This is a genomic window from Corynebacterium accolens, assembly GCF_023520795.1.
Lineage (GTDB): Bacteria > Actinomycetota > Actinomycetes > Mycobacteriales > Mycobacteriaceae > Corynebacterium > Corynebacterium accolens.
The window spans coordinates 495,500-507,002 of the sequence record NZ_CP046605.1 but is presented as its reverse complement, the minus strand read 5'-3'; the positions used below and the strand labels follow the sequence as shown (position 1 = coordinate 507,002).

Annotated in this window: 9 protein-coding genes; 1 reads left to right on the top strand and 8 read right to left on the bottom strand. The window is 60.3% G+C overall.

The annotated features are described in order from the left end of the window. Window positions 1-20: 20 nt before the first annotated feature. From tsaE to CACC_RS02460, 4 genes are all read right to left on the bottom strand, one after another. Window positions 21-521, bottom strand: a complete 501-nt coding sequence (gene tsaE, locus CACC_RS02475; protein ID WP_005277159.1) for a tRNA (adenosine(37)-N6)-threonylcarbamoyltransferase complex ATPase subunit type 1 TsaE — start codon at window positions 519-521, stop codon at window positions 21-23. Then, complete coding sequence (alr, locus tag CACC_RS02470) at window positions 511-1,608, bottom strand: alanine racemase (RefSeq protein WP_005277156.1); 1,098 nt, start codon at window positions 1,606-1,608, stop codon at window positions 511-513. Before alr ends, tsaE begins: the two co-directional genes overlap by 11 nt. A gap of 112 nt (window positions 1,609-1,720) precedes the next feature. Continuing rightward, on the bottom strand, window positions 1,721-3,592 hold the full coding sequence (gene glmS, locus CACC_RS02465; RefSeq protein WP_005277153.1) for a glutamine--fructose-6-phosphate transaminase (isomerizing): 1,872 nt from the start codon (window positions 3,590-3,592) through the stop codon (window positions 1,721-1,723). Window positions 3,593-3,816: 224 nt separating this feature from the next. Continuing rightward, window positions 3,817-6,621, bottom strand: coding sequence for an FAD-binding and (Fe-S)-binding domain-containing protein (locus CACC_RS02460; RefSeq protein ID WP_035108307.1), 2,805 nt, complete (start codon window positions 6,619-6,621; stop codon window positions 3,817-3,819). 202 nt (window positions 6,622-6,823) lie between these two features. Between CACC_RS02460 and CACC_RS02455 the strand changes: the two genes are divergently transcribed. Further along, the gene (locus tag CACC_RS02455; RefSeq protein WP_005277146.1) at window positions 6,824-7,657 is read left to right on the top strand and encodes a dienelactone hydrolase family protein; all 834 of its coding nucleotides are present in this window, start codon (window positions 6,824-6,826) and stop codon (window positions 7,655-7,657) included. 22 nt (window positions 7,658-7,679) lie between these two features. On the opposite strand, the gene CACC_RS02450 is transcribed toward CACC_RS02455, so the two are convergent. From CACC_RS02450 to glmM, 4 genes are all read right to left on the bottom strand, one after another. Further along, a complete protein-coding gene (locus CACC_RS02450) occupies window positions 7,680-7,958 on the bottom strand; it encodes a hypothetical protein (protein ID WP_005277142.1) in 279 nt (92 codons plus the stop codon). Continuing rightward, the gene (locus tag CACC_RS02445) at window positions 7,958-9,742 is read right to left on the bottom strand and encodes a hypothetical protein (protein WP_035108305.1); all 1,785 of its coding nucleotides are present in this window, start codon (window positions 9,740-9,742) and stop codon (window positions 7,958-7,960) included. The genes CACC_RS02450 and CACC_RS02445 overlap by 1 nt, the downstream gene beginning before the upstream one ends. Next, a complete protein-coding gene (locus CACC_RS02440; RefSeq protein ID WP_034653448.1) occupies window positions 9,742-10,056 on the bottom strand; it encodes a hypothetical protein in 315 nt (104 codons plus the stop codon). The genes CACC_RS02445 and CACC_RS02440 overlap by 1 nt, the downstream gene beginning before the upstream one ends. 95 nt (window positions 10,057-10,151) lie before the next feature. Beyond that, window positions 10,152-11,495 carry a phosphoglucosamine mutase gene (gene glmM, locus CACC_RS02435; RefSeq protein ID WP_005277129.1) on the bottom strand — a complete coding sequence of 448 codons (1,344 nt, stop codon included), beginning with the start codon at window positions 11,493-11,495 and terminating at the stop codon, window positions 10,152-10,154. Window positions 11,496-11,503 lie beyond the last annotated feature (8 nt).

Below are 11,503 nucleotides of genomic sequence, written 5' to 3'. Positions count from 1 at the left end.
TTTAAATTAATGAGACCTAGCTAATCGTTGTGACGCCACGACCAGCTGACGCGGCGCACGTCCTCATCGGCACCGGCGAACTCCGCCGGTTCGCGGTCGATGCTGACAAACAGGTAACTTTCTGCGATCTGTTCGACGAGACCGCCGCCCCATTCGGCGACGACGACGGCATCGGCAAGCTCGGTATCCAAGTCCAAGGCATCCAGCTCCCCCAGGGGATCGCCGGAATTGGCCCCGCCCTCATCCAAGAGGCGGTACGCATCCACGTGCACCAGGTCCGGTCCCCCAACCTGGGAGCGGTGCACGCGGGCGATCACGAACGTGGGCGAGGTAACGCGGCCTTTAACCTGCATCCCCTGGGCTATGCCTTGGGTGAAGGTGGTCTTGCCCGCGCCCAATGGGCCATCCAAGATGACGACATCGCCAGCTTCCAGCGCTGCGCCCAGTTCCTTGCCGCAGGCGTGGGTCTGTTCCACCGTTGCCAGATCGCGGGTTCCAGACTCCGGAAAATTACTGCGCATCGGCCCCTCCTATATATTCGCGTTCGGTGCGGCCGGTGGGTCGGCACACCACTTCATAGTTGATGGTGCCCACGGCATCAGCAAGCTCGGTGGCAGACATGCCACCCTGTCCAAAGATGGTCACCTCATCACCGGGGGCAATACCGTGCGGGTTATCTCCTAGATCCACTACTATTTGGTCCATGCACACCCGGCCTACCTGGGGATACAGCCGCCCGCCGATGCCCACTTGAAGGTGGCCCTGGTACGCGCGCGGCAGGCCATCGGCATAACCACAATCCACCGTGGCCAGGAACCCTGGCTTATCCGCGCTCCACGTGCGCCCGTAGCTGGTGGCCTCATTCTTATCAATTGGCTTGACCCCGAAGACATTTCCGGACCAGGTCATTGCCGGGCGCAAGCCATGGTCCCGCCCCGCTATGGGCTCGAGCCCATAGCACGCGATACCCACCCGCACCTGGTCAAAGTGCGCCGATGGGCGCGAGAGCGTGGCCGGCGAATTAGCCAAATGATTGACCGGACACTCCAGACCCGCCGCGCGCGCCGCATCCAGGGCGCGCCGAAACTCTTCTTCCTGGGTGTCATTATGCGCATTATCCGGATCATCCGCGCAGGCAAAGTGGGACATGAGGCCCAGCACGGTGATATGCGGGGCTTCCCGCAGCAGCGCGAAAACCTCATCCCAGTCCGCCTTATCCACCCCGGAGCGGTGCATTCCGGTTTCAACCTTGATATAGATTTCGGCGGGAATCTCTGCTTCTACCAGCTTCTGCGCCTGCGCCGGGGAATTGACCGCAATCTGGATGCCAGAGGCCAGGGCCTCTTCAAGAACCTGATCCGACTGCCAGATCCATGCCGCAATGGGCGAATCGACCCCCATGCGCCGCAGCTGCACTGCTTCTGTCAGCGTGGCGACGCCAATAGAATCCGCCCCTGCTTCCAGCATCACGGGCACGACCCTTTCTGCCCCGTGCCCGTAAGCATCCGCCTTCACCACGCACATCAGCTTGACGTCTGGGCCGATCTTCTCCTTAATCAGCCGCACATTATGCGCGATGGCAGCAAGGTCAATTGTGGTTTTCAGCATGCCACTATTGTGCCACTTTCCACCCGCGCGCTGAATTTACTGCAGATACGCATAAACCCCTCCCCCGCCCGTGCAAGCAAGGGTGAGAAAGGGGCTTGAGGCGCCGGAAAGGTTATTCCACGGTCACGGACTTGGCCAAGTTACGCGGCTGGTCAACATCATATCCCTTGGACTTTGCCACGTGCGCGGCAAAGATCTGCAGGGGCACCGTTGCTAGGAGCGGCTGCATCAACGTCGGTGCCTTTGGCACGCGGATAACGTGGTTAGCGTAATCCTCTACCGCGGTATCGCCTTCTTCGGCGATCACGATGGTGATGGCACCGCGGGCGCGGATTTCCTGGATATTGGAAACCACCTTGGAATGCAGCGAATCGCGCCCGCGCGGAGACGGCACGATGACGAAGACCGGCTGGCCCTCCTCAATAAGCGCAATTGGGCCGTGCTTGAGCTCGCCTGCGGCAAAACCTTCCGCGTGCAGGTAGGCGATCTCCTTGAGCTTCAGCGCGCCTTCAAGGGCAACCGGGAAGCCCACGTGGCGGCCCAAAAAGAGCACGGATTCCGCATCCTTCATGGAGTTAGCCAGGCCGGCTACCTGCTGTTCTTCATCGATGACGCTTTGTACCTTATCCGGCATATTGCGCAGCTCAGCAAGAACCCCCTGAATTTCATCAGAGAACATATTGCCGCGCAGCTGTGCCAGGTACAGGCCCAGCAGGTAGGTCGCGGTAATCTGCGCCAAGAAAGCCTTGGTTGAGGCCACCGCGATTTCGGGACCCGCGTGGGTGTAGAGCGCCGCATCGGATTCGCGCGGAATGGACGAGCCCTGCGTATTGCAGATGGCGATGACCTTCGCTCCCTGCTGGCGGGCGTGGCGCACGGCCATCAGGGTATCCATGGTCTCGCCGGACTGGGACAAGGCCACGACCAAGGTCTTCTCGTTGACGATCGGATCGCGGTAGCGGAACTCGTGGGCGAGCTCGACCTCGGTGGGGATGCGGCACCAGTGCTCGATGGCGTACCGCGCCACATGGCCGGCATAGGCCGCCGTGCCGCAGGCGATCACGATGATCTTATCGATGGACTTTAAGACCGATTCATCGATGCGCAAGTCATCCAAGGTCAGCTGGCCCTGCTCATCAAAGCGGCCCAACAGGGTATCGCGCACGGCGGCGGGCTGATCGTGGATTTCCTTTTCCATAAAGGAATCAAAGCCACCCTTTTCAGCGGCGGCCGCATCCCATTTGATCTCAAAGGACTTGCCCTCGGTGGGGTTGCCGTCGTAGTCAGTAATGACGACATCGTCAGCGGTGATGGTGACCACCTGGTCATTGTCCATTTCCACTGCGGACTTGGTGTAGTCAATAAAGCCCGAGACGTCAGAGCCCAAGAAGTTCTCGCCCTCGCCCAAGCCGATAACCAGTGGCGAATCGCGGCGGGCGGCAACGATGCGATCCGGCTGGTCAGCGTGAATGGCCAGCAGGGTAAACGCACCGTCGAGGCGCTGGGCGGTCAGCTGCATTGCCTTGGTGAGATCCCCTGCGGCGTCGTTGTGGAAAACATCACCAAGCAAAGCAGCCGCAACTTCGGTATCGGTTTCAGAAACGAAGTTATAGCCCTTGTTCAACAGCTCGGTGCGCAGCTCCGCGAAGTTTTCGATGATGCCGTTGTGCACCACGGCCAGCTTGCCGCCGTCAACGACGTGCGGGTGCGCATTGAGATCGGTCGGACCACCGTGGGTGGCCCAACGGGTGTGCCCGATTCCCAACACGGAATCCTTCAGCGGACGGGCTGCGATCTCATCATCCAAGGCAGCAACCTTGCCCGCCTTCTTCCGCCAGCTAATCTCCCCATCGGCGTACATCGCCACACCAGCGGAGTCATAGCCGCGGTATTCCAGTCTGTGCAGACCTTCCACGACTACATCCAGAGCGAAGTATTCGCGGTCACCGCTAGCGTGACCAACATATCCAACAATTCCACACATAAAAAGGAATCCTACCTCATTGGTCAACACGAACCGGGGGTTGGACTAAGGGCCTGTTATTTATGGCCGCATACTAATTCGGGCCGTTTATAGTTACTGAAAACTGGCCTGCACACCGCTAGTTTTCGCGCCCTCGGTGAGCAACCCTCCCGCACTGCAGCTGACCGGGGACGCGGGAGAAGAGGGGCATCGGCAAGCAGCCGCGCCCCTTCCCTGCCGGACCGTTAGCGGGTAGCGCGCTCTAGTATCTCAAGAACATGGTGGTAATCCTCGCCGGTGGCGCGGGTCATGCCCAGCTCACACGTGCGGTTGGTAGAGGCGTGATACTGCGCGCCCAGCTTCGTGACCTGGGTGGCCTCGGCGCGGGTGGCGGACTCCGTGAGCTCCGGGTGGAGCATGCCCCGGTCGCCGGCGTAACCACAGCAATTCCAGGCGGTGGGGATGTGCACCTCCGTGGCTGCGGCCCGGGCGACCTTTTCAACATCGCCCATCATGCCGAGCTGGAACGCCGAACAGGTCGGGTGAATCGTCATAGACTCCACCGGCTGAGTGGTCTCGAGGCGCGGTAGCAGCGTATCGGCGGTAAAGCTCAGCGCATCGATGACGGTAATGCCGATGGCTTCCAGCATCTCCTGGAAGCCCGCGGTACAACTGGACGCATCCACGATCACGGGCAGGCGGGCGTTATCGGTGGCCTCCATAATGCTCTCGCGCACACGCTGTTCCATGATGTCGTGGCCCTTGCGCATGCCCTTTGAGGACCATGGCGTTCCGCAGCAGAGCTTTTCGATGCCCATAGGAACCTCCAGCGCGATCCCCGCCCTCTCCAAGACGGTAATGAAGGCTTCTGTGGCACCCATGCCCTCACCTTGTGGGGCAAACATGGAGTTTACGCAGGCTGGAAGATAGATTCCCGCGGTCTCTGCATAGCGATCGCCCACGCGCCCGGCCAGGCGCTCGCGGGACTTGCCGCCCTTTCCTAACTCCGGCTGGTATCCCGGCACGGTATCTGGGCCGATGAGCGAGCGGGCCATATCGGTGACCTTCGTGACCAACTGTGCCGGCAACATGTGCGCGCCGGTTAGCGCCGTTGCCGCACCGCGGCTGGTGACCTGCCAATTCTTGGCGGCAGTAGACCAAACCTTTTCTTCTGCGGCCCCAGCATTCTCGTGGCGCAGCTTCTTGATAAATTTACCGGTATCAATGCCCACTGGGCAGGCGGTTAGACACATAGAATCCACGGCGCACGTATCGATGCCCATGTACTCATAGGCCTCATCGAGTTCTGCAACCAAGTGTGTATCGCCACTTTCTTGCGCCCGCTGGCGGGCACGGCGCACCACGATGCGCTGGCGTGGGGTCAAGGTGAGATCCCTCGACGGGCAGACCGGCTCGCAATAGCCGCACTCAACGCACGGGTCGATTTCCTCTTCCACCGTGGGGTTGAGCTTGATATTTGTAATGTGTGCATCGGGGTCATCGTCCAGGATGACGCCTGGGTTCATGGTCCCAGCGGGATCGCAGGCGCGCTTGAGCAGCTGCATGACCTCGTAAAGCTCATCGCCGTACTGGCGGCGCACATACGGGGCCATGGCGCGGCCGGTGCCGTGCTCGGCCTTGAGGTTTCCCTCTGCCGAAAGCACCAAGTCCACCATTTCCTCATTGAAGTTGTTATAACGGCCAATGGCGCTATCGCCTTCGAAGCGGTCCGTTAGAAGGAAGTGGATATTGCCGTCTTTCGCGTGGCCGAAAATGACCGCATCGTCGTAAGAATAGCGGGTAAAAAGCTCCTGCAAGGAGGAACAGGTATCGGCCAAATCGCCCACCGGCACCACAACGTCTTCCAAGAGCGCCGTGGTTCCGGAGGGCCTCGCTTCTGCCACCTGGGCATACAGGCCCTTGCGGAAGTTCCACGCGGCGGTGCGGGTGGGAATATCGGCAGAAAATTCCGCCGGTGATTGCAGATCCAATTCGCGCAATAGGGACGAGCCCTTGTTCTCTTTTTCCCGCAGCTCTTCTTTGTCATCGGATTGGTACTCAATGAGCAACGCGGCCTGTGAATCCACATCGAAGCCGGTAATGGCCTGCGGGACCTTATCAAAGCCTTGGCCGACGCGAATGGAGGCAGAATCCATCAGCTCCAGGGTGGCGGCACCGGTCTCCACCAGGGAAGGCAATGCCTTCGTAGCGGCGAAAAGATTATTAAAGACCGCCACGGTAGTCGTCGTAAGAGAAGAGATGTGCACGGTACGAAAGACCGCTTCCGCGATAAACGCGAGCGTTCCTTCGGAGCCCACCAACAGGTGCTCAAAAAGCTTGACGGGGCTATCAAAATCCAGGAAGGAATTAAGCCCGTAGCCCATCGTATTTTTCAGCTGGAAATGGCGGCGGATGATATCTACTGATTCCTGGTTATCGCGCACGCGGCGCTGCAGGCGGGTCAGCGTATCCACCAGCTCGGGTTCTTGCGCCTGGAATTGCCGGTCCGCATCCGCGTCCGCAGTATTGATCACCGTGCCAGAAGGCAAGACAAAGGTCAGCGATTCCAAGGTGTTATAGGTATTGAATTCGGTGCCGCAGGCCATGCCGGAGGAATTATTCGCCACCACGCCGCCGATGGTGCAGGCCGCCTCGCTGGCCGGGTCCGGGCCGAGCTTGCGGTTGCGCAGCCCCAAACGCGCATTGACCTGGCGCACGGTTGCCCCTGGCTGCACGCGCACCCGCTTGCCGTCATCGAGGACTTCTATGCCCCGGAAATGCTTGCGCACATCCACCAGGTAGCCCTCGCCGGAGGCCTGGCCGGCCAAGGAGGTGCCGCCCGAGCGCAAGGTCACCGGAATACCTTGCTGCCGCCCCGCTTTGAATATGGCGGCCACGTGTTCTGCCGAGCGCGCTTCAATCACGGCCTTCGGGGTGTAGAGGTAGTGCGAGGCATCGGAAGCATAGGCCACCCGGTCGATGATGCCGGTCTTTACCTCCGGCCCATCCTGCGGAAATAATTGGTCGATCTTAAGGGTGCCGGTAGTCATATGCGGCGACCTGCCTTCCCAGAGAAGCATAGAAAATGTTACCTAGTGCACATTTTCGCCCGCCTTCTCGCCGCCGCGCAAGTAAGGCAACCCATATAACTTCGGCACCGCCAACCCCTTTTGTCCTCCGCGAATCCCCCGCATGTGCCACTCGCCACCCCTTGCCACCAGCACGGGGTGATCTTCATCTATCCTAGAATGCGTGTCTGCGAATTTGAATAAACACTTAGGAACGTTATCGAAGCGTGGCCGCAACCGCGTGCTGATTGGCAACCTCGATTATGCGGGTATTACCGGCAAGGTTTATACCCCTGCAGAAGGCCAAGGCCTGCCCGCCGTCGTCTTTGGCCACGATTGGATGCACAAAATCAAGGATTACCACGCCACGCTGCGCCACCTCGCCAGCTGGGGCATCGTCGTGGTCGCCCCCAATTCTGAGACCGGCATGTTCCCCGATCACCGCAACCTGTCTGCAGACATGGAATCTGCGTTGCAGATCGCCGCTGGGGTAAAGCTCGGAACCGGCAATATCACCGTATCGCCGGGCAAGCTCGGCATGATCGGCCACGGCATGGGCGGCGGCACCGCGGTTTTGAGCGCGGTTGATAACCCGAAGGTCAAGGCCGTCGCCGCAATTTATCCCGCCGTGACCGCCCCGTCCGCCGTCGAGGCCGCCCGCAGCCTCGATACGCCGGGCTTGGTCATTGGCTCTGGGCGCGATGATATTTTCAATGCCGGAAACCCCGCCAAGCTGGCCTATAACTGGCGCGGCCAGGTGGCCTACCGGGCCATCGATAAGGGCACGCAGGCCGGCTTTAGCGAAGATCGCTTCCGCAAATTAGCCATCGGTTCCGGCGCCTTCCAATCCGGCCCCACCGAAATCGCCCGCGGCCTCGTCACCGGTTTCTTGCTCTCTACCCTTGCCGGCGAGTCCGCCTACGATGGCTTTGCGGATCCTGAGGCGAGCGCGAAGAAGGTAGAAAGCTTGACCGGCGATGAACTGGCCGAGCGCGCCGGCATTTCCCGCGATGACTAAAAGCTAATTCGCTGAACTAGACCTATCCACGTCGCAGCACAGATTTCACCTGCCCCGATGCGTTATTGACACGCGTTGGGGCAGCACTATTTCGGCGCCACGTTCCAGCAGCTGCTTGCCGATGCCCCACCGCATCACCGTCCCTTCCCCCGTGCTGCTCATTTTTGGCCTGCTGCACGGCCTTGGCCGTGGACTTTTCTAGCTCGTCTTGGGCCTTAGCCAGGCTTTTTTCAAATTCCAACATGCGCCGCGCGGTGCGCTCGCGAAATCCCTGCGCGAATTCTGCGAAATCGTTATTCATTACCACTGCCCTGCCTTTCGTGCAGTCACGGATGGTTCATCTGAGCTTGGCGCTGGCGCAGGCTCGGGGGCCGGGGCTGGTTGCGGGGCTGGGGCCTGTGGCTGCGCAGGTTCCGGTGCCGGTGCTGGTGCAGGCTCAGGTTGAGGCTGCGGCTCTGGCGCAGGTGCTCCAGCTCCAGCGGCTTCCGCTGCCTGCAGGTGTTGTACCTTTTCTGGAGGCGGGGCCGGCTCTTCCACCTGGGAAAGCTCCGGAGGTGGCTCAATTGTTCCGTCTTCCGGGCAGGGTTCAGGCGCGGGCTCGGGCTGCGGCTCAGGTTCTGGGCACGGCTCCGGTTCTGGTTCTGGTTCTGGTTCAGGGCAAGGTTCTGGTTCAGGCTCCTGTGCGGGCTCGGGTTCCGGCTCAGGCGCAGGTTCCGGTTCAGGCTCTGGGCAATCTGCATCGGCGATATTTTCCAGGCACTCCGCAGCACCCTCAATGATGAGGCCTACGCCCACCAAAGCGATTCCTGCACCGACGATTCCCAAGCTGCCGCTGCAGGAGGACTCGATGTCACAGGCCGCATCATCTTCCACGGCAGCCGGTGTTGTTGGTTCTTTTTCGCATTCAGAATCTTCCGGCACAGGCTCAGGTACTGGGTCCTGTTCTGGCTGCGGTGCGGGTTGTTCCTGTTGTTCTGGTGGGCAGTCTTGTGGTTTGGGTTCCGGCTCAGGATTCGGATCTGCGTGCGCCGGAGTGGTCGTGGATTCGTTCTGTCGAGGCGGCTCGTTTACGAAACCGCGGCACTGTTGGCACTGGCACCCGGAAGGGTGCTGCTCAGGTGCGGGTTCAGGAGCCGGCTTCGGAGCCGGTCCTGGTTTCGGCTCCGGTTGCGGCTCGGGAGCTGGTTTCGGCTCGGGCGCGGGTTGCGGTTGCGGTGCCGGCTTCGGGTCTGGCTTCGGGTCTGGCCTTGGCTCCGGGGTCGGCTCTGGCATCGGTTCCGGCTTGGGTGGGCACTCAGCGGTAGATGCGGGTTGCGTCGGCTGCGCTGGCTGTGGCGGGTTGGAAGTGGTGTCGCCCCCGCCATCGGGCATCGGACGCGTGGGAGCTGGCGTATCTGGGCACTTTTCCACCGGTGGTGGGCAGGAATCCTCCTCGGCCTCTGCCGGCTCGGGGCATTCCTCAGGAAGAGGCCGCTCACAGACGCATTCGCAGCGCGACTCAAACTCGTCATAGCAGGATTCAATGGCATCATCGCGGTCCCGGCACGTGCTAGCGATGGAGTCATTGGTGTCATCGATAATTTTCGAACCAATGGTGGAAACGATGGGAATAATGAACTTGGCCAGCGGGTGCCTGGTAGCCACCATGGACAAGATATTGAGCAGTGGGATTACCGCAGAAATCAGCTCGGTGAGTGCGGTATCGGAGGTATCGACGACATCGGAAATAGCGCCGGAGCATTGCTTGGCAGAGTCAGTAAGCTGCTTGCCTTCATCGCGGTGGATATCAAAGTCTTTTTGAATGCCGGTCAGGTGCTCGCGCAAGGTGCCGTTAGCAACATCGGAGTCGTCAGTGCGCAAGAAATCCGCAAGCCCCTTTCCACCACCGTGCGGGAGATTGCCGCCCACCGCGGAAATGGTATGGCGCAGAATGTTTTGTGGGGCGATTCCATCTACCGCGCTGATGAGCTCACTCAGAAGCCCCAAGGGCATGCTGGGGCCGGAGTAATTTCCCAGGCAGGCCAATTGGAACTGCGAAATGGCGGCGGAATAATCCCCTAAAAGCGACTTAGTCAACGTACTCATTAGTCCACTGCCTTTCCGCTTTCTCCTGCAAAGGAGCGGCTAAAGCCGGCATCGTACGTGGCGAATGCGCGCATCTGATCGTGCGCTGCCTGGCCCGTGGCAGAGATATTGTCTAAGCGCCACGTTCCATTGTCATGAATGCGCGCGAGGATGCTGCGTATGCGCTCCCCGTGGCCGGAAAAATTCCGCCCAGCCGCGGCAACGGGAAAGTCTGGAACATCGGCGCGGTGGGCTTGGCGCTGTTCATCGTTGGCGCTTATAGCTTGTTGTAGTGCGGACATCGCCTCTGCGGGGCGAAGAAAAACCTCAGACATCGGTATAATCCCCAAATCCATATGCGGTAAGTGTGCTCACCTTCATTGGACTGGGGTTTATACCAAATGGTTCCCGGTACTTCTTATTTTCCTGCCTATACCGAGGCGACGACGGCAGAAAGCCTACCCGCCACCTTGCGGGCATGTTCCTCTTCTGCAGCTTCCACCATGACGCGGAACAGCTCTTCGGTGCCAGAGGGTCGGAGCAGGACGCGGCCGGTTTCCCCGAGCTCTTCTTCTGCCTCGACGATGGCCTGCTTGACCTCGGCAGAATCCATGATCGCCGCCTTATTGGATACCGGAACGTTGATGAGCACCTGCGGCAATACGGTCATCACGGAGGCCAATTCCTTCAGGCTCTTTCCGGACTTGGCCATACGCGCCATGATGGAAAGGCCGGTGAGGGTGCCATCGCCGGTAGTGGAGTCATCGGGAAGCACGACGTGCCCGGATTGCTCGCCACCCAAGGAGAAATCGCCGCGGTGGAGCTCTTCGAGAACATAGCGATCGCCCACCGCCGCGTGGCGGACCTCAATGCCTTGCTCCTCCATGGCAAGCGTCAGGCCCAAATTGGACATGACCGTGGCCACGAGCGTGTTAAAGCGCAGGTCATTGTCTTCCTTCATCCCTACCGCGAGCAAGGCCATGATCTGATCGCCATCGACGACGTTGCCTTCGGCATCGACGGCGAGGCAGCGGTCCGCATCGCCATCGTGGGCAAGACCCAAATCGGCACCATGCTCGAGCACCGCTGCCTGGGCTTTTTCGATATGGGTGGAACCACAATTTTCGTTGATATTAAAGGCATTGGGCCGGTGGTAGATCGGGATGACCTCAGCGCCTGCTGCTTCATAGGCACTCGGAGCAACCTTTGAGGCCGCGCCATTGGCCGTATCCACGACCACCTTGATGCCGCTCAAGTCAGTGGAGACGACCTCCTTCAGGTGCGCTAGATAGCGCTCACGCCCATCGGGCGCCTCCGAGATAATGCGGCCCAGCTTGGTGCCCGTCGGGCCCTCCTCAACGAGGTTATCCATCGCGGCCTGAATCTTATCTTCCACGCTATCCGGCAGCTTTTTGCCGCCTGCGGAGAAGAACTTAATGCCATTATCTGGCATCGGGTTATGGGAGGCCGAGATCATCACGCCGAGATCCGCTCCGTAATCATCCGTCAAAAAGGCGATGGCTGGGGTAGGAAGCACCCCCACGCGCACAACGTCCACGCCGCGCGACGCCAAGCCTGCGGCGATAGCGGCATCGAGCATTTCGCCCGATACGCGGGGGTCACGGCCGATGATTGCCAAGGGGCGGCGCTCATAAGATTCGCGCTGCGCAGTAAAGACCTCTGCAGCCGCTTGTCCCAGCGTCAAGGCCAAAATGGGAGTCAGCTTTTTATTCGCGAGGCCGCGAACTCCATCGGTTCCAAATAGTCGAGTCATGCAGACAA

What these genes read in the sequence shown, in the direction of transcription:
- tsaE (WP_005277159.1), bottom strand. Translation starts at nt 521, where the DNA reads ATGCGCAGTAATTTTCCGGAGTCTGGAACCCGCGATCTGGCAACGGTG.
- alr (WP_005277156.1), bottom strand. Translation starts at nt 1,608, where the DNA reads ATGCTGAAAACCACAATTGACCTTGCTGCCATCGCGCATAATGTGCGG.
- glmS (WP_005277153.1), bottom strand. Translation starts at nt 3,592, where the DNA reads ATGTGTGGAATTGTTGGATATGTTGGTCACGCTAGCGGTGACCGCGAA.
- CACC_RS02460 (WP_035108307.1), bottom strand. Translation starts at nt 6,621, where the DNA reads ATGACTACCGGCACCCTTAAGATCGACCAATTATTTCCGCAGGATGGG.
- CACC_RS02450 (WP_005277142.1), bottom strand. Translation starts at nt 7,958, where the DNA reads ATGAATAACGATTTCGCAGAATTCGCGCAGGGATTTCGCGAGCGCACC.
- CACC_RS02445 (WP_035108305.1), bottom strand. Translation starts at nt 9,742, where the DNA reads ATGAGTACGTTGACTAAGTCGCTTTTAGGGGATTATTCCGCCGCCATT.
- CACC_RS02440 (WP_034653448.1), bottom strand. Translation starts at nt 10,056, where the DNA reads ATGTCTGAGGTTTTTCTTCGCCCCGCAGAGGCGATGTCCGCACTACAA.
- glmM (WP_005277129.1), bottom strand. Translation starts at nt 11,495, where the DNA reads ATGACTCGACTATTTGGAACCGATGGAGTTCGCGGCCTCGCGAATAAA.